This is a genomic window from Trichocoleus sp. DQ-A2, from assembly GCF_039961915.1.
In the GTDB taxonomy this organism is placed as follows: Bacteria; Cyanobacteriota; Cyanobacteriia; order Cyanobacteriales; family FACHB-T130; genus FACHB-T130.
This window is the reverse complement of the sequence record NZ_JAMPKD010000020.1, coordinates 91,708-110,262: the sequence shown is the minus strand read 5'-3', so window position 1 is coordinate 110,262 and position 18,555 is coordinate 91,708. Positions and strand designations below refer to the sequence as shown.

Below are 18,555 nucleotides of genomic sequence, written 5' to 3'. Positions count from 1 at the left end.
TGGCAGAATTAGGGAGAAAGCAAGACCTCATTTTGAACTGTGGATTCTTTAATCGCACTGAACTTTACAGACCTTGTCTTGGCGTTGGGCATGATGGCAGTTGCCATTGGTTTATCCAGGATTCAACAACTCGGATTAGAAGGGCAATTGGCGATCGCGACTGGTCGCACTATTATCCAGCTGTTGGGCGTTGGATATGTATTAGCCTTTGTCTTCGCCTGGAAAAATCCTTGGGCAGTTTTGGCACTTTTGATGGTGATGCTGAGCATTGCCGCAATTGTTGCTCGCAATCGCATCGGCAAAAAAATTCCCCAAGTATTGCCCGTGGTGTGGGGGTCGATTTTGGTGAGTAGCGCCCTGACATTGAGTTACACCACTTTGTTGATCCTTCAGCCGCCCATTTGGTATGAACCCCAGTACCTGATTCCCTTAGCGGGAATTGTACTCGGAAATGCGATGAATGGAGCAGCGATCGCGGGCGAACGTTTGAGCAGCACCGTCAACGCTAGTCGCGCCGAAATTGAAACCCACCTGAGCTTAGGTGCAACGCCACAACAGGCGGTTGCACAATACCGCAAAGATTCCATCCGCGCCGGTTTGATTCCCACTCTGAACCAAATGATGGTTGTTGGAGTCGTGACACTACCGGGAATTATTACAGGTCAATTATTGAGTGGTGTTGACCCGCTGAATGCTGCATCCTACCAAATTTTAATTATGTTTATGCTTGCTTTTACCAACTTAGTGACAACTTTATTAGTCACTCAAGGGCTTTGCCGCCAGTTTTTTACTAGCGAAGCCCAACTCAAGAATCATTAAAAATAAAAAACGAGTTTTCTTAAAAAAATCCTAGGTAGTTTAACTCAAATCTTGCCCAGTTTTATTACGACTTTGCATCTGTTGTTTATTAATTTGACAAATGCAAGATGTAATCCTAATTTCCCTTGATGATGCTACACATTTGATCCGCTCAACTGGGAAGGAAGACGAAGCAGTAAGTGTAGCAGCACAAAAGTGAAATGGTATAAGTAGCAACAGCAAAAGCTAACGCAACCTCAGGATTTGGTGGGTTGAGATAGAAAACATAACCGACCCTAATGTGAGACTTTTATTCCTAGCTAACTTTAGGATACTTGTTAATCAACGAACCATCTGGAGTATAGAGTTCAAGAGGAATACGGGCGTTATCGCTAATCGCTTCCAGTGCGTCTCCTAGCGTTCGCAAATGAGCGGCTATCCCAGCTTGAGCATTAGAATCTCCTCTCAATTGTGCGGCGTTTACGGTTTGCGTCACCATCTGCATATAAGCGGGTGTCAGCTGAACTCTGATAAGCTGACTGGTGACAGTGTATTCGCAGACTTTCGGCGTCCCAGCGCAGGTTTTAATAAGATCGGTACTCGCTTTTTGGAGCAGGCTGGCATACCCTAGTTGGATTTCTGCTTGCCTGAGTTCGGCTTTATAAGAACTCATTAGGGAATCGCCTTGATTGTAGAAAAAAGTGCCTCTGGGAATTTTTTGAATGTTAACAATTGCATTGCGCCAGTTCAGCACCGCTAATGTCCATTGGTTGCGCTGTTCGTAATTTTTGGCATTACGTGCGAGGGTTTGAGCAAAATTGTAGGCGTTAGCGGCAATTTGTTCTTTGTTTTTGCGATCGCGTGCTGCTGACAATTTGGGCAGATTCGTCGCCAGCAGTTGCTGCGCCTCCGGACGGGAAGTCGTGCCGACAGGAATCGCCTTGAGCCGATTGATTGCCATCTCCCAGTTCATTTCAGCCAGTCGCCAAGTGGCGATCGAATTCGCCACTCCTTCACGGGCTTCTGCTACCTGAAGCCCTTCTTTTGCAGCGTCGAGGTTTTTAAGCGCCTGTCGTTCGGCATTCACTCGCCCGTTAATCGCGGCTAAATTTATTCGATAGTCCTTAATTTTCTGCTGAGCCAGTTGATAGACCGTGCTATTTTTGGGCACGGGTTCCAAAAGCGCGATCGCTTCTCGCCATAGCTTCTGAATTTCTAACCATTCTGTCGCTGAATGGGGAGGATTTTGGCTCTGTCTAGCCGCCGCGGAACCTTTACTCAAAGCCATTACCAGCTGATCGAGCAATTCGGCTTGCTGCGAATTGTCGTTCAATTGCTTCTGAGCTTCGGAATAAGAACCAGACCAGAATGGAATCAGCTTCAAAAGGCGGATTGCCTCTTGTTGTTTCTCTCTTGCTTCTAATATTTCTTGCCCAGATTTTGGTCTTTGAAGGGTTGCAGATGCCTCCTGGCTCAACGCTTGTGCCGTGAGTAGCGGCGTACAAGTTCCGATGACGCAGGGACGTGTCAAGGCGTAGAGAGTGAGCAGAAACGTCAATAAACTTACTCCCGCGCTTGCCAACAGTACCGGCAATGGCAATCGCTGTAGTTTACCAACCAGTGAAGTCGGTGGTGCCTCGCTTTTAACCTCCTCCGGCGAATCATCCGGCGGCGACTCATCCGGCTCTAAACTGAGTTCATCGGCGGGAAGGGAGGAAGATTCATCAATTGTCGGTGCTGAGCCGATTTCTGCCGAATCGGTATCCACTCCAATGCTGTCATCTGCCGCTGCTGGTGTCTCGCTGGGGAGATTTTCCGGAATTGTCTCCTTGCGCCTCAATTTTTTGGGCGGATTTTTGACTTCTGTCGAATTTGGGATTGTCTCCTCGATAACAGCTGTCTCATCAGCGAGAGCAGTCGTTGACGTTGACACAGTTGACGTTGACACAGGTGACGGGGACACAACAGGCGGATCGACACTGAAGGCATGGAAAGCATAGGGTTGCTTTTGCCCGACTACTCTTAGATACACCTGGACTTGACGGGCAAATTCCGGTTGCAGACTTTTGAGAGTTTGCTCTAACGTTCTAAAGGTTCGTTGCGGGTCAGGCAGAAAATCCGCTGGGTGTTGCGTCAAAATAATTAACGCTTCCTGCGGTAAGGCACACCGAACTTGAAAGGGAACCTTCTCCGGTAATGCCGAGTAAAGGCGATTTTGTAGAATTCGCCCCAGTACCTCTAATTCGCTTTCGCGGGCTACTGTTTCCATCCAGCAACACCCTCCGTTTCACTTTCTTCCATTTTGAGGCAGGACAGCTAAAAAGCTTGCTCAATTTTCTACTTTCAAGCAGAGGAATCGCATCAGTAGTGCTTGCAATAATTAAAAAATATAATCAAAAATCTAAAAATTTGTCTTGGCTACAGCGAATTGGCTATTGCTTGCAATGCTAGGGCTTACCATTAACAACTGTACGGGCACGCGGCTAAGGTGTTAGCCTACTGAACTCAAGTTATGAAGATCGATACTCCACCGCTATCTGAACAAGTCATCCTAATTACAGGAGCTTCTACTGGGATTGGCGCTGCTCTGGCGCAAGTTTTAGCGACTCAGTCGTTGGGAATCCGGCTCGTCTTAGCAGCTCGAAACCAGGAAAAATTGGAGGAAGTCGCAACTTTCTGCCGCAAAGCGGGTGCTGATGTGCTGGTTGTTCCCACCGATATCTCTCAAGTTGAGCAGGCTAAAGCTTTGGCAACTAAAACGATCGACCATTTTGGGCGCGTGGATGCCTTGGTCAATAATGCCGGATATGGACAGATGGGACCAGTAGAGTTGATTCCATTTGAGGCGGTGCAGCGGCAGTTTCAGGTCAATTTACTCGGCCCGCTTGCCTTAATTCAAGCTTTAATTCCAGGAATGCGGGACCAAGGGGGTGGACGGATCGTTAATATTAGTTCTCTAGGCGGACGCCTGGCGTTTCCCTTTGGAGGGTTATATAGTTCCTCTAAATTTGCTTTGGAAGGAATTAGCGATGCACTTCGGATGGAACTGGCTCCATTCAATATCAAAGTCAGCGTGATTGAACCAGGGCCAGTCAGTACGGAGTTTTTCGCGGTAGCAGCGCAACGGGTTGAGCAAGCGATATCAACTCCACAAGATACACCTTACCGGGCTGCTTTTGAGCGGCTAGAAGGGCTAGAGGAACGAACCAGTAGTCGAGCTTGGACTTCCGAACGGGTTGCTAAAGTGGTTGTGCGATCGCTCACCGACCGTCATCCTCGTCCCCGCTACGTGGCTGCTACTGGGGGAGATATTCTACTGTTTTTAATGAACAAAGTGTTGCCTACCAGGGCGGTTGATGCCTTTTGGCAGCGTTTCTATGGAATTGATAAAGTCGCCAAAGACTGGCAAAGTCGTCAGAAACAGGGGTAATCGGGATTGGGTAATTGTCACTCGTCATTATCGTTAGCCATTCGTCTTTGGTTTGCTGCGACTGCCGAATAACGAATCCCTTTTTTCTCAATTACCATTCCCCATTCCCCATCCCTCATCCTTAATTGCCATTCATGGATTTACTAGAATATCAAGCTAAAGAATTATTTCGGGAGATGGGCATCCCCGTTTTGCCTTCTCAACGAATTGATAATTCCAGAGACCTCAAAGGTTTGCAAATTCCTTACCCGGTTGTCCTAAAATCGCAAGTGCGTGCTGGTGGACGGGGTAGAGCGGGTGGAATTCGATTTGCAGAAAATACCATCGATGCGATCGCGGCAGCACGGACGATTTTTAATTTGCCGATTCTGGGTGAATATCCCCAAGTGCTTCTAGCAGAAGCAAAATACGATGCTACTCGTGAATTTTATCTAGCCGTCACCCTAGACTACGACCTTCGTCGCCCGGTGCTGCTAGGTTCCTCACAAGGAGGCATGAACTTGGAAGCGGTGATGGAGCTTCTTCAGCAAGTAGTTGTTGACCAAGAATTTTCCTCTTTTTATGCCCGCCATCTGACTCTGAAAATGGGACTCCAAGGTTCCTTGATCCAGTCAGTTAGCACCGTTATCGAAAAGATGTACCATCTGTTTGTCCAAAACGATTTAGATGGAGTAGAAATCAATCCCCTAGGTGTAAGTCCTACAGGCGAATTGATGGCTTTAGATGGCAAAATTACAGTCAATGATGCTGCTCTTAGACGTCATCCCGCTTTGGCTTCTCTAGCGGCAAAAATGCCTCAGTCCGATATCGCGAAGGAAACGCCTACAGACATCGATCCCGGTAAGTTTCTACCCATTCAGAACTGGCTGAATCGAGATGGTAATATTGGGATTCTCTGTAACGGCACCAGCTTGGCGATGGCAATGGTAGATTTGGTTTACAGCGCTGGCGGTAAGCCGAGACTTTGCCTAATTGTGGGTGAGGAGGCGAGTGGAAATTTGACACCCGCATCTTGGAGAGAACAGCTCGAACAAGCGCTGGAGCGTCTCACTCAAAATAAAAATATTAAAGTATTGCTGGTTAATATTTTGGGCAATACCGCAGCGAGTCAGGAAGTCGTTGCAGTGATTGATTCATATCTGCAACGAAAAGTTAATGAAATGACAGAGCATCCGCAGCGAATGACTCGACGGGTTAGTACACCCAGCCCCAAGGACTCTCGCACCCGGATCGGCGATCGCAGACCAGAATTTCTCACCCTGCTTCCCCAATTTGTTGTGCGCTTAGCAGGTGGCGAACTCGACAAAAGCCAAGAGCCTCTAGCCACGATGCCCGTACACTGGAGCGATAATCTGGATGACGCTGTTGAGCAAGCGATTTCCCTAGCCAAAGCAGCAGCTAAAAGTAGATCCGGGACTCCCAGCACCAAATAGTGAGGCAAGGTTGTTTTAGCGGTCGAGCTTTCATGCTGCTTTGCTTGGCATTAAAGTTACATTCAGGACGTTGGCTTGCTCCTGTCAACCTGACTCGCTCATCTCAACCTGATATAGATGTATAGGAGATGTTAGATACCGACATTTGTTATTAGACCTCATGTGCTGTTCGCGCACGAACGTTGCATGGAAAATAGACTTTGGTAAAGGATCATGAAGTTAACGCCAGACAGTAAAATCCTGATACAAGGCATCGCAGAACCACTTGCGTCAACCTACACTGCCCGAATGACAGCTTACGGCACGAAGGTAGTAGCTGGGGTCAGTGCCGGTCAGGGAGGGCAAACGCTGGATGGCATTCCGGTGTTCGACCTGGTAGAGCAGGCGATACAGTCGGTCGGAGCGGTTGACATTAGCATTATCTTTGTACGACCTTACGCGGCGCTTGATGCTGCGCTAGAAGCGATCGCAGCAGGTATCCGACAAATTATTCTGATTACGGGTGGGATACCTCCCCTGGATATGGTTCGGCTGCTCAGAAAGGCAGAGGCGACTCAAACTCTCATCGTCGGTCCCAGCAGTGCTGGGATTATTGTTCCAGGCAAGGTTTTACTAGGCACTCATGAACCTGAATTTTATAGCCCTGGATCAGTGGGACTGCTCAGCCGCAGCGGCAATCTCACCTACGAAGTAGCCGGGGAAATGACACGAGCCGGTTATGGTCAGTCGATTGCTGTCAGTATTGGCAGCGAGCCATTTGTCGGATCTTCTGTCGTACAATGGCTGGAAATTTTGGCAGCAGATAAAAACACGAAGGTCATTGTTTTAGTCAGCCATATCAGCCATACCAGTTCTAGTGATGAACAGGCGGCAGCAGAATACATCGTTGCTACACTTGATAAGCCAGTAATTGTATATTTTGTCGGTCGCTTGCTTCCCCAAGAAAAACTTTTAGGCCCAGGGAATGCACTTGGTTTTTGGCGTCAGGAAGCGATGCTCGCTTCTCCACAGGCTGAACTTGCCGCCGAACAGACACCTGAAAACCGAAAAATTGCCGCTTTCAAGCAAGCGAAAATTCCAATAGCAGAGCGCCCTTCTCAAATTCCAGATTTGGTGAAAAAGGCGCTCAAAAAGTCGGGTTGAGGATTGAGTTAGAGCGGGAAGAGAGGGAGAAGTAGTCGCGATATTTCTCCCTCTCTGAAGTGTTCTAGCGGGCGGGTGCTGATGGACGATTGGCAAAGATTGCTTTGGAGGAAGATGCGCCTGCTAATCGCATCTGCCGCGTCAATTGTAAGCTTAACAATGTCGTAACGCTCCACTGTCCCAAGATTGTCAGAAAAATGGGAATTGTGGAGGCTTCTTTTACCCCTATCCACGGAAAGGCGGTAAGCAGCCACACACCAGAGCTTTGATAAAATGGCATCGACAGCACGCTGAAAAAGATTGGGGGAAATGCAATCAAGGCTATTACAGTTATGCCAGCCCAGAGCGATCGCTTTGCTGTTTTCATAAATAGCAGCATCTGAGCGATACCCGCCAATATCAAGATCCAGTTTAGGCTCAAGATCAAACCTAAAATAGCTGAAATCTTGCCACTGTTTTGAGGCCAAAACAGAATCCAAGCACCCCAAATTACGGTTTTAATGCCCAAATTTACTGCTACTGCCACCAGTGATGGGCTTTTTTCACCCCACAGCAAATCCTGCATTAAGTCGCTTTTCCAAAAACTTTTACGGTTAGAAACCTTTTCGCGGCGGTAACGCGCCCAATCCTGTAATGCCTGACGGTGAGGGGATAAAGCAGCAATTAAACCCAAGAACCATAGCAGATTTACGGTTTCCATAAAGACCAACAATCCCCACAGAAATCCAGATTCAGCAAATTGTGCCGGATTTAAGTGGTTCTTTTGTAGACAAAAACCTAGAAGCAGGAATTCAAAATAAGCGACCATCCAGTAACTTTGTTTTTTGCTGATAAGCGTGGCGTTGGCATTAGCAAAACGCCGATTTAAGGCTTGCCAAATCCAGTAAGTCCACAAACTAAAAGTTAGAATTGCAAAGGTCTCAGCTAACAAAAAGTTACTACCGAGCGGTATATAAAACCATTGCCAATAGTATAGTACTGAATCGCTCCAATCATAATTGGCCTGTGTAACCAGGGACACAGACCAATTAATTACATTTAGCCAAGGCAAAGCAAATACAAAGGTTAAAAAACTGGCTGACGAAGCTTGAAATTCGCTCAAAAATCCATAAAGTAAGGCAGCGCTATAGAAGAAATAGTAACTAACACCTGAGAGCAAATAAAAACTCACCAGAAAGTAAAAAGGTACACCGGCACTAATCGCAGACCAGCAATGCAATGGTAGTGCTAGGGCCACACCCAGATAAAGTAAAATAGGCACTCCCAGGATTTTCCCCGTCAAAATGCTTTGACTGGATTGGGGACTCAATCGAATGAAATTCAGGGTGCCTCGACGCTCTTCTTTACCAAGGTCGCTGAGAATCATATAGACCCCAGCGAGTAATAAGATAAGAGGCAAAGTCCAATTCAAAATGCTGAATAGGGTTTGCCACCACTGCTGCCAGTCAATGACAATCTCACCGGCAGCATCCAAACGGCAGTTGTAGTTACTGGTTCTTACACAAAAGCTGCTGTAGGTTCCATCCAAATTTAGTTGTTCGTAAAAATACAAGACCAGTAAAAACTGACTAATCAAAGAGACACTAATAGCGATCGCTAACTTGCGAGTTTTCAGTTGTCCTTTGAGTTCGCGCAGAAACTGAGGGTTCCAATCGCCCAATCGCTCCATCCAAAGTAGGTTCATCTCTGTTTTCCTTGATCGCAAATTTTGAGAAGAAACCCGTTTTCGAGGCAGAAAACGGGTTTTTCTAGATTCGTTTGTGTCCGAGAATTCGATTCGAGCGATCGCTATCTCTACAAGCCGTTAGCGGGTAAAGAGGAACGATTGGACATCAACGATTTCGACGCGGACTCACCCGCCTGTCGTAACTGTCGCGCTGTCTGAATACTCAACAAGCTGAACATTAGCCACTGACCCAGCACTGCCAGACCCAGGCTAGTCGCAGCAGCATCTTTTACAGCACCCCAGGCGAAGACGGAAAACAGCCATACGCCAGGGATTTTAGCCGGAGAGATTGATAGTAAGCCGAACACAATCGGCGGCAATATAATCAATCCAGCCACTGTACTCGCTGCCCAGAGCGATCGCTTCGGTGTCTTCATGAACAGCATTAGCTGAGCGACGCCTGCGTAAATCAAGATTAAATTGACACTCAGCAGGAGGGTCGCCAGCGCTGATGCTTTATACGCACTTGCAGGCCAAAGGAGTATCCAAGGCACCATGATAGTTGAAGCAATCAGTAAATTCAGTGCCACTGCTACCACTGAGGGGCTTTTTTCCCCCCAAACCAAATCCTGCACCAAGTTTTTCACGCGAGAAGATGTTTTCTCCCGTCGGTAACGCGCCCAATCCTGCAAAACTTGGCGGTGAGGCGACAACGCCGCCATCAGACACAAGAACAGCGGCAAATTTAACAACAGCAAACCACCAAAATTATCAAACAGTCCGCCTGGTATAGATTCTGGATTATCTGCGCGCCATTTTGGTAAGGTTAGGGCAAATCCCAGAACAGCCACTTCAAAGCAAGCCGTCATTATATAACTCTGCCGTTTGCTGAGGAGAGTCGTACTGGGATTGTGAAAGCAACGCTTCATCCCTTGCCAAAACCATAAAGTTCCCACCGCATAGTTCAGCACGCTAAAGCCGATGACATTCCAGATGCTGGTACCTAGAGGTAAGTAAAACCATTTCCAGGCTTCCAGTTGCGCCATTCCCATTGACGTTGAATAGGCACTTCCTTGAGAACTGGCATCAATGAGGTATGCCAGCACAATTGAAGGAGAAAATAGATGCAGCCAATCTAGGGGGGAATTATGGATGATTGTGCTGCTGTTAAGGCTCAAGCCAGTCATAAGGCTCAAGAACATCAGCACGATGCCGCTGCCAATCCAAGATTGAAATCCACCGAGTCCACCGGCGACCAATCCATAAAGTAAGGCGGCGCTGTAGATGCAAGCGGCGCTGGCAACCACGACACCATAAAACCCCAGAATGAGAACTAAAGGAATTTCAGCCGACAGACCCGCCAACAAATGCAAAGGAATCGCCAGACCGGCTAGGAGATAAAGTAAAATCGGCACTCCCAGCAGCTTACCGCTGAAAATACTGGTTGTTGACTGGGGGCTGAGGCGAATGAAATTCAGCGTGCCGCGATTTTCTTCCCGCGATAGGTCGCTAATTAGCATATAGGTGCCAGCCACCAAGACGGTCATGAAGCCAATAACACTCAGCCACACGAACACATCTAGCCACCACAACTGCCAGTTAATGGCAAAATTGCCCAGGGCATCTACAAGGCACCTCTGCCCATAACCAGGACGATTGTCTAGGCAATATCTACTGTAGATATCGCCCATACCCGTATCAACTGGCAGTTGAGTTGCGAAACTCATCAGCAGTAGCATTTGACCCATCAGCGCGATCGCTACTGCAATTAATACATTTCGGGGTTTAAGACGCCCTTTAATTTCTCGTAACAGCTGGGGATTCCAATCTCCCAGCCGGTCGCTCCAATTAATTTTCATCACTAAAAAATCTCCAGAATTAAATTCAGTGCTGAGTGAAGAGTAAGCATTGTTAATAACTCAGTCCAAAGCCTTCAGTCCTCAGTCCTCAGTCCTCAATCTTGTCTTATGATGCTTGCTGGTGTCCCAGCTTCAGGAAAATGGTTTCCAAGTCTTCCTGAGTGCAATGAAATTCGGTCAGAGGGATGTCAGATTCAACAAGCGATCGCAACAACTTAGCACAATCTTCCTGACCCCCAGAAAAGTAAAGGCGCACTCGCTCTTGTCCCGCCATCACCTCCAATTCTTCGACTAAAGGATGGTTTCTCAGCTTTGATACAAGTGACTCTAGCTTACCCAACGTAGACAAGAAAATTTGCTGGCGGCTGAGGCGGCGGCGAAGTTCCTTGAGTGGCGAACTTTCTACGAGAAAGCCGAGTTCCATGATGCCTACTGAGGTGCAAAGTTCCTCTAAGTCACTAAGGACGTGTGACGAAATGACAATCGTCATCCCGGCTTCCTGCAATACCTTGATGATTTCCCGAAACTGCATCCTGGCAAGGGGATCTAATCCCGAAACGGGTTCATCCAATAGCAGCAAAATCGGTTCGTGAATAATTGTCCGCGCCAGACTCAGGCGCTGTTTCATCCCCCGCGAGAGAGTGGCAATCATGCTATTGCGCTTACCCGTTAGCTGCACCAGTTCTAAAACTTCCCGCAGGCGCTGGCTGCGGTGTGGTTCTCGCAAGCGGTAGAGACGCCCAAAATAGTCTAGGTAGTCCCAGACTGTCAAATCGTCGTACAGGGGGAAGTCATCAGGTAGATAGCCGAGTCGCCGCTTCAGGGTAGGGTTGCTGTGATCGCGTTGCAGGCGATCGCCATTAATATAAATTTCACCTGTTGTTGGCTCTTCAGCCGCCGCCAACATCCGCAGCAACGTTGTTTTACCGGCTCCATTCGGTCCAATTAGTCCATAGACTTCACCAGCTTTTACCTGTAAATCAATATCATTAACTGCAATATGTCGATCGAATTGCTTGGTGAGTCCACAAGTTTGAATTGCCAGTTCTTTTGCCATAGCTGCTGAGGGTTGACTGTAAGATGGCTTGCTTGAGTGCTAGCGTAGCCTTTACCTACAGCATTTGCCACGAGCGTTTCTGAAATTTAAACAAGATTTCAGAACCGATTAGCCTTGTAATTCCTTAATTTGTCCCAATTTATAATAATTTCAGCCGGATAAAACATTTTACTATTTGGTTCAGCTAGCACCTTTAAGCCTAGAAGGCTCTTACAAGAGCGATCGCACTTTTGGCTCTGTGTCAATGCCGTTCGTTAATATTCGGATGCTCTGTTCTTCCAATCCTCAAAAAGCACGCCTGTAATCTTTAATAATTTTCTGCAAGCATTTTAATTAATTTTCTTTAATAAAGCTTACTGGTTTTTTTGGACATTCACAATTCCAATACATTACATCATTTATTGAAAAAATCTTTAATAAATTTGCTTGCGAATCAGCCTTAGATATTTTATTTTTTCATCTTGAACTTTCTTACTTACAACTATTTAATAAATTCCAAAGAGCTTCAAAAGCCAGTTAGTAAAAGACACGACTCCTAAATCAACTTCGACAATGGCACATAAATCATCCGATATCGAGCTGATAAAATGCTGAAAAATAGTATTGACATTTTATAGAGACGAAGGATTCGAGCGGCAATTTCTCCTTGTTAGCAGCATTGACTGAATGCTTTGCCCATTACATTATGAATGGTGTTATAACCAACTTCTCAGACATCCCGCTCCTAGCTGCCCTCACCGCCTTCTTTTTTGGCAGAAAGTTAGCAATCAGAGGAATTGCTGGTATTCCCGCACCTATTTAGGTCTAGCTGGGCTTTAGCTCTAGCTGGGCAGATTGTAACTGAATCTGAACGTTTTTCAGGTACATTTCCCCTGTATGATTAATAACTCGCAAGAGTTTTGAACAACCTATGACACAGCAGAACTACCGTATTACCCTACTTCCCGGCGATGGCATTGGCCCTGAAATTATGGCAGTAGCGGTAGACGTGTTGAAACTTGTCGGGAAACAATTTGAGATTCAGTTTGAATTTCAAGAAGCCCTTGTGGGGGGTGCGGCGATTGACGCTACGGGAGAACCGCTACCCGCCCAAACGTTGGAAACATGCCGCAATAGCGATGCTGTTTTACTCGCTGCTATTGGCGGTTATAAGTGGGATAACCTCCCTCGCCATCAACGCCCGGAAACGGGTTTACTAGGACTCAGGGCTGGTCTTGGCTTATTCGCCAATTTGCGTCCCGCCAAAATATTACCCCAGTTAGTGGATGCTTCGTCCTTGAAACGGGAAGTGGTCGAGGGCGTTGATATCATGGTGGTGCGCGAATTGACTGGTGGTATCTACTTTGGGGAACCGAGAGGAGTTTTTGCTACGGAAACAGGCGAGAAGCGCGGCGTCAATACAATGGCTTATACGGAATCAGAGATTGACCGGATTGGGCGAGTAGCCTTTGAGACAGCGCAAAAACGTAGTGGAAAGCTATGTTCGGTGGATAAATCAAATGTGCTGGAAGTATCGCAGTTGTGGCGCGATCGCATAACTGCGCTCTCGAAAGAATATCCAGATGTGGAATTGTCTCACCTCTATGTAGACGCCGCTGCTATGCAACTTCTTCGCTGGCCTAAACAATTCGACACAATTGTGACAGGTAATCTATTTGGTGATATCCTGTCTGATGCTGCCGCTATGCTTACCGGCAGTATTGGAATGTTACCTTCTGCCAGTTTAGGTGCATCTGGTCCTGGTGTCTTTGAACCCGTCCACGGTTCTGCCCCCGATATCGCTGGGCAGGATAAAGCAAATCCGCTGGCGCAGGTTCTGAGTGCAGCGATGATGCTGCGCTACGCCTTAGACCAGCCTGCTGCTGCCGACAGAATCGAGCAAGCGGTGATGCAAGTTCTGGATGAGGGCGATCGCACGGGTGACATCATGTCTGAGGGGATGAATCTTTTAGGGTGCAGTGCAATGGGCAATGCATTAACCCAAGCCCTATGGGCAATGCATTAATCCAAGCCCTAGAACAGTCTTAAGAAAATTTCATCCTCAACTGCAACAAAAATTGGTATACCTATTGCAGTTTGCAGGAATTGCACGGGTAGATTATAGACTAGCTCAAATAACAGGGGTAGATGAGTGGTTTACGCTTCACAGCAACGGTTAGAAAATCGGACGGAAAGGATAGATATCCCCGTGTTGCTAGACCCCAGCATCGTCAGAGCAGCTCGACAAATCTATCGGACTTACTCGGAAGTCCATCCAGACCGTATGCAGCGCCCTCTAGGGGTGGCAATCGATCGGTATACCTATCGGGGCAAGCTGATTTTTGCAGGCAAACCGATTCTGTTGCCGCAAGAATGTTTTGTGCCTTTTAGTCAAATTGAGTCGGAAATATATTAGTGATTAGTCTAAATTGTCCTTAGTCATGACCCATGACCCATGACTCATGACCCATGACTCATGACCCGTGACTGATAACTAATTGCTATGGATGATTTGATGGCGTTGCCTGCTGCTGCGATTGTCTTCGCATTGGGTGCCTCAATTGGCAGTTTTCTCAATGTGGTAGTTTATCGATTGCCAGCAGGTTTATCGATTCTTTGGCCCCCTTCTCGTTGCCCGCAATGTCTGCATCGACTGGGTAAAGGTGAAAATGTCCCAATTGTCGGTTGGCTGCGGTTACAGGGGCGCTGTCGCCACTGTAGAAGCAAGATTTCCGGGCGCTATCCACTGGTAGAAGCGGCAACAGGGATGTTGTTTTTGCTAGTTTTCTTGACGTTTGGCATTTCGGTGCAAACGCTAGGATATTGGGCTTTTTTTAGCTGGTTGTTAACACTATCGCTGATCGATTTAGACACAATGACATTGCCCAATCCACTTACTCAAACCGGCTTAATTTTGGGTTTAGTGTTTCAGGCGATCGCCGGTTTTCTGCCAGCAGCAAGTTGGGCAGAAAGTGCAAATCATTTGATGTCAGGCATTGTGGGTGGTGTAGTCGGAATTTGGTTGTTTGACATCATTGCTTTTGCGGGAGCGATCGCTTTGGGACGAGCGGCAATGGGTGGAGGAGATGCTAAACTGGCGGCAATGATGGGAGCCTGGTTGGGCTGGAAGAATTTGCTACTGGCTGGGTTTTTGGCTTGTGTAGTGGGAGCCTTTGCCGGTGGGGGAGCGATCGCGCTTGGCTGGCTTGACCGGCACCGCCCCATGCCGTTTGGTCCCTTCCTAGCACTGGGAGCGCTTTTGGCAGCTTTTTGGGGTGAGGCGATTTGGTCTGCTTACCTGCAACTCTTTTTCCCCCTCAATTAACGCATTCCCCCTGCCCTGATTTACCGCAATACTGCCGTATTGTAAGATATTCCAGTGTCTTGGATTACCCTAAAAACAAATTGCGCTCGCTGGGAAGCTGAATTAATGCAGCAAATGCTAGCGGCTCATCAAATTCCTAGTCGGATTCTCGACCTCGGTGTGGCACCTTATTTTGGTGCGGGGAGTCCTACTGCCTTACAGGTGCGATCGCAGGATCGGTGGGCCGCTCTGCTATTATTGAGTCCGATTCAGGAAGAGCAAGCTTAAAGCGTAGGAAAATCATTTTAATAAGAGGAATTAACCGTTTTCATGTCTCTATTTGATTGGTTTGCAAATCGACGAAAATCAGAGCCAATTAGTGAACAGCGGCAAGAGCGTGAGATTGCGGATGGGCTGTGGACAAAGTGCGAGGCATGTAGTGTCCTTGCTTATACCAAAGACCTCCGCTCAAACAATATGGTTTGCCTGGAGTGCAACCATCACAACCGGGTGTTCAGCGATGAACGCATCCGCCAGCTGATCGATGCCAATACCTGGATGCCGTTGGATGAACAGGTGTTTCCCACCGATCCGTTGAAGTTCCGCGATCGCAAACAATATTGCGATCGCTTGCGAGAAACTCAAGACAAAACTGGCTTGGTGGACGCCGTGCAGACAGGAATGGGGCAATTGGAAAACTTGCCTGTCGCCCTCGGTGTCATGGACTTCCGCTTCATGGGCGGTAGCATGGGTTCTGTCGTTGGAGAAAAAATTACCCGCCTGATTGAACGAGCTACCTGGGAAAGAAAGCCGGTCGTGGTTGTCTGTGCCTCCGGCGGTGCCAGGATGCAGGAGGGAATGCTAAGTCTGATGCAAATGGCGAAAATCTCCGGAGCCTTGGAGCGTCATCAAGAAGCCAGACTGCTGTATATTCCGGTTCTTACTCACCCTACAACGGGAGGCGTCACGGCTTCTTTTGCCATGTTGGGAGACATCATTCTCGCAGAGCCAAAAGCCACAATTGGCTTTGCAGGGCGTCGCGTGATCGAACAAACCTTGCGAGAAAAGCTCCCCGATGATTTTCAAACTTCTGAGTATTTGCTCCAGCACGGTTTTGTAGATGCTATTGTGCCCCGCACTCAGTTAAAGAAAACTCTAGCCCAACTCATTCGGCTACACCAATTTCTCCCCCCTGCACCGCCCCCCGTTCCCCTGTCAGAAACGATCGACTCCGAGCGTCCAGTTTCTAGATTGATCCCAAGCAACTAGACAGGGAAGGGAAAGCGACCGCAAGAGTGGGATGATATTGATATTAGAGCGGTTCAATCTCTCTCAATCATCATGGGTTTTGCAGACCTGTCCATTGCCGAAATCGCAGCAGACTATAACCTCCCAGTAGAGGAGGTTTTCAAGCTGTGCGAACAATTGGGAATCGCCTATAAAACCCAACAGAGCCGTCTGGCTCTGGAGGATGCCAAGGCCATCATTTCTAAGATTCTGTCTCAAAAGCAGGGATCGGGCACGGACGGAGGGTAAAATTAATCCCGACCAACTATCCTGAGTCCCAACAGTCGATTTTCCTTTTTGGCAATCGGCTTGCTTCTTTTTGTCCAGATGATTGGTTGAGAAGCCTGCAACTTAGGGGTCGGCTTACTAAGATTGAGTCCAGCTGTGTTGTGGATCAAAAACTCGCACCAAATTTCTTAAGGAGAACCATGCTTAAGCGATACATAAGTCTGGCTTTAGCCACTGTAATTTTCACCTTCGGATTGCTTGTCACTCAGGTAATGGCAGTCGAACTAACTGACGAAGTTCGCACCGTAAAATTAAACGATCGAGGACAGCAGGTGACATTAAACCTAAAACAAGTCGCCGAAGGCAAACGCCTATTTAACTATGCCTGCGCTTCGTGCCATGCTGGGGGCGTTACCAAGACTGATTTCAACGTCGGTCTAGGTCCGGACGATTTGGCTGGGGCAACCCCACCGCGCGACAACATTGCCGCTCTGGTGGATTATATGCATCATCCCACGACCTACGATGGGGAAACGGCAATCTCTGAAGTACACCCCAGCACAGAGAGTTCCGATATTTATACGGTGATGAGAAATCTCACAGATGATGACCTGTTTAAGATCGGCGGTCATATCCTTCTACAGCCGAAAATCCTCGGCGAACAGTGGGGAGGCGGTAAAGCCGTGCGCTAAGTAAAATTATGAGTTATGAGTTATGAATTTTGAATAAATTCATAACTCATAATTTTTGTATTTTGTCAATCTATAACATGGTCAATGCTGCGTCAACTCTTCTCACTTCGCCGTTTATTTTTGATTTTAGGCATTTGCTGGGGTGTCTGGATGGTCAGTCTACCGGCGCAAGCCGCAACCTCTTACGTTCGGCAGTACCTGCGAGTTACCGAACCCATTTCCCTAGACTTAGATGGGCAAGGTCAGACTCGCCAGTTCTCTGTGGAAGATTTCTCGGCAGGAAAGCAGTTATTTGAACAACACTGTCTAAATTGTCATGTCGGCGGCGCTACCCTGCCAAATCCAGCCGTATCTTTGTCCCTGAAGGACTTGACTGGTGCCACTCCACCCCGCGACACCATCAACAGCATCGTGGCTTTCCTTCGACAGCCGATGACCTACGACGGGAGCGAAGAAAGCTTTTGGTGTCGTCAAGTACCGGAAAGTTGGATGCCGCGACAGGAGGTAGAAACGATAGCAGCCTTTGTTCTAAGAGCCGCGCAGGTAGCACCGGGATGGGGTACAAATGATTTCTGATCTTCGTGCCGATTCAGGATGCATCTGCCAATGCCTCCGATTGATAGAAAGCAGAAATGTTTTAATTTTCTACAGAATGTAAGCGTTAAAGCTAAAATACTACTAAACAAAATTAATTGACAATTTTGGGAGGAAACGATGAGATTGAGAATGGCAATTCCACGAAGCTTAGGTTTACTAATTTGCACAATTCTGCTAGTAGTCTCTAGCTTTGTGTTGTCAGCTTCTCCTGCATCAGCAGAAACCTATACGATTAAAATGGGCACAGATGCCGGGATGTTGAAGTTTGAACCGGCTAAACTCACAATCAAGCCGGGTGACACAGTAAAATTTGTCAATAATAAACTAGCTCCCCATAATGCTGTTTTTGATGATAAGGGAGTGCCAAACGGAGATAAAGCGCTGGCTAAGGATCTGTCTCACACCAAGTTGCTAAACTCTCCAGGAGAATCCTACGAAACGACTTTCCCCGCTGACACACCAGCAGGCACCTATACGTTCTATTGTCAACCTCACCGGGGCGCTGGGATGGTTGGTAAAATTACAGTCGAGGGTTAATAGAACCGTTCCTTTAGGCTGGCAATTCAATCATAATCACCCTTGAGGTTTAAGATTTCTTCTCCTCTTTGGTGATAGAAAAAGCCTTGAAGAAGCTTAGAATAGTTCTGCAAGGCTTTTTTTTATGACTGTACCTGTTAAGAAGACCTGTTAAGAAGAGGAGAATCAAGTTGAGGAAACTGTTATCGGTTTTACTGTTGACGATTGCTCTGTTGACAGTTGCCTTGACTCGCCCAGCCAATGCAGCTGATACAGTCAGTGGTGCTAAAATTTTCAGCGCTAACTGCGCTGCTTGCCATGTGGGCGGCGGTAACGTGATTATGGCTAATAAAACTTTAAAGAAGGATGCCCTAGACAAGTATGGGATGTATTCGATGGATGCCATTGTCAACCAGGTAATGAATGGTAAAAATGCTATGCCAGCCTTCAAAGGACGTCTGAATAAACAACAAATTGAGGATGTTGCTGCCTATGTCATGGAAAAGGCTGCACAGGGCTGGTAGTCTGACAATAATTTCTTCATGCACCATGATTAAACCCCTCTA

Annotated in this window: 18 protein-coding genes; 14 read left to right on the top strand and 4 right to left on the bottom strand. The window is 47.4% G+C overall.

All coding sequences use genetic code 11. From position 1 onward, the window contains the following. Window positions 1-39 precede the first annotated feature (39 nt). On the top strand, window positions 40-819 hold the full coding sequence (gene fetB / locus NC997_RS19550) for an iron export ABC transporter permease subunit FetB (RefSeq protein WP_190414315.1): 780 nt from the start codon (window positions 40-42) through the stop codon (window positions 817-819). Between the two features lie 295 nt (window positions 820-1,114). Here fetB and NC997_RS19545 read toward each other — a convergent pair whose 3' ends face one another. Beyond that, window positions 1,115-3,067, bottom strand: a complete 1,953-nt coding sequence (locus NC997_RS19545) for a hypothetical protein (protein WP_190529206.1) — start codon at window positions 3,065-3,067, stop codon at window positions 1,115-1,117. A 243-nt stretch (window positions 3,068-3,310) separates the two neighbouring features. On the opposite strand from NC997_RS19545, the gene NC997_RS19540 reads away from it, so the two are divergent. The 3 genes from NC997_RS19540 (at window position 3,311) to NC997_RS19530 (ending at window position 6,804) form a co-directional block, all read left to right on the top strand. Next, a complete protein-coding gene (locus NC997_RS19540; RefSeq protein WP_190427258.1) occupies window positions 3,311-4,228 on the top strand; it encodes an SDR family oxidoreductase in 918 nt (305 codons plus the stop codon). Between the two features lie 134 nt (window positions 4,229-4,362). Beyond that, a complete protein-coding gene (locus NC997_RS19535) occupies window positions 4,363-5,661 on the top strand; it encodes an ATP-grasp domain-containing protein (protein WP_190529205.1) in 1,299 nt (432 codons plus the stop codon). A gap of 213 nt (window positions 5,662-5,874) precedes the next feature. Continuing rightward, window positions 5,875-6,804 (top strand): CoA-binding protein, encoded by a 930-nt coding sequence (locus tag NC997_RS19530; protein WP_190427265.1) that lies wholly within the window; start codon window positions 5,875-5,877, stop codon window positions 6,802-6,804. A gap of 64 nt (window positions 6,805-6,868) precedes the next feature. Here the strand turns inward: NC997_RS19530 and NC997_RS19525 are convergent, their stop codons facing one another. From NC997_RS19525 to NC997_RS19515, 3 genes are all read right to left on the bottom strand, one after another. Then, on the bottom strand, window positions 6,869-8,488 hold the full coding sequence (locus NC997_RS19525) for a hypothetical protein (RefSeq protein ID WP_190529203.1): 1,620 nt from the start codon (window positions 8,486-8,488) through the stop codon (window positions 6,869-6,871). 110 nt (window positions 8,489-8,598) lie between these two features. Beyond that, window positions 8,599-10,329, bottom strand: coding sequence for an ABC transporter permease (locus NC997_RS19520; RefSeq protein ID WP_190529201.1), 1,731 nt, complete (start codon window positions 10,327-10,329; stop codon window positions 8,599-8,601). A gap of 106 nt (window positions 10,330-10,435) precedes the next feature. After that, window positions 10,436-11,386 (bottom strand): ABC transporter ATP-binding protein, encoded by a 951-nt coding sequence (locus NC997_RS19515; RefSeq protein ID WP_190414301.1) that lies wholly within the window; start codon window positions 11,384-11,386, stop codon window positions 10,436-10,438. A 910-nt stretch (window positions 11,387-12,296) separates the two neighbouring features. Between NC997_RS19515 and leuB the strand changes: the two genes are divergently transcribed. The 10 genes from leuB (at window position 12,297) to petJ (ending at window position 18,513) form a co-directional block, all read left to right on the top strand. Then, entirely contained in the window at window positions 12,297-13,391 is a 1,095-nt protein-coding gene (gene leuB / locus NC997_RS19510) for a 3-isopropylmalate dehydrogenase (protein ID WP_190529199.1), read from the top strand. A 126-nt stretch (window positions 13,392-13,517) separates the two neighbouring features. After that, on the top strand, window positions 13,518-13,781 hold the full coding sequence (locus NC997_RS19505; RefSeq protein ID WP_190414298.1) for a hypothetical protein: 264 nt from the start codon (window positions 13,518-13,520) through the stop codon (window positions 13,779-13,781). Window positions 13,782-13,868: 87 nt separating this feature from the next. Beyond that, complete coding sequence (locus NC997_RS19500; RefSeq protein WP_190529197.1) at window positions 13,869-14,690, top strand: A24 family peptidase; 822 nt, start codon at window positions 13,869-13,871, stop codon at window positions 14,688-14,690. 54 nt (window positions 14,691-14,744) lie between these two features. Next, the gene (locus NC997_RS19495; protein ID WP_190414294.1) at window positions 14,745-14,957 is read left to right on the top strand and encodes a hypothetical protein; all 213 of its coding nucleotides are present in this window, start codon (window positions 14,745-14,747) and stop codon (window positions 14,955-14,957) included. 42 nt (window positions 14,958-14,999) lie between these two features. Then, window positions 15,000-15,938, top strand: coding sequence for an acetyl-CoA carboxylase, carboxyltransferase subunit beta (gene accD / locus NC997_RS19490; RefSeq protein ID WP_190414293.1), 939 nt, complete (start codon window positions 15,000-15,002; stop codon window positions 15,936-15,938). A 72-nt stretch (window positions 15,939-16,010) separates the two neighbouring features. After that, window positions 16,011-16,205, top strand: coding sequence for a translation initiation factor IF-2 N-terminal domain-containing protein (locus NC997_RS19485; RefSeq protein WP_190414291.1), 195 nt, complete (start codon window positions 16,011-16,013; stop codon window positions 16,203-16,205). A 179-nt stretch (window positions 16,206-16,384) separates the two neighbouring features. Continuing rightward, entirely contained in the window at window positions 16,385-16,876 is a 492-nt protein-coding gene (psbV, locus tag NC997_RS19480) for a photosystem II cytochrome c-550 (RefSeq protein ID WP_190529195.1), read from the top strand. Window positions 16,877-16,960: 84 nt separating this feature from the next. Then, window positions 16,961-17,452: a photosystem II cytochrome PsbV2 gene (psbV2, locus tag NC997_RS19475; RefSeq protein ID WP_190529193.1), complete on the top strand. Its 492-nt coding sequence runs from the start codon at window positions 16,961-16,963 to the stop codon at window positions 17,450-17,452. A 138-nt stretch (window positions 17,453-17,590) separates the two neighbouring features. Then, window positions 17,591-18,010, top strand: coding sequence for a plastocyanin (petE, locus tag NC997_RS19470; protein ID WP_190529191.1), 420 nt, complete (start codon window positions 17,591-17,593; stop codon window positions 18,008-18,010). Between the two features lie 170 nt (window positions 18,011-18,180). Next, a complete protein-coding gene (petJ, locus tag NC997_RS19465) occupies window positions 18,181-18,513 on the top strand; it encodes a cytochrome c6 PetJ (RefSeq protein ID WP_190529189.1) in 333 nt (110 codons plus the stop codon). The last annotated feature ends 42 nt before the right edge of the window (window positions 18,514-18,555 follow it).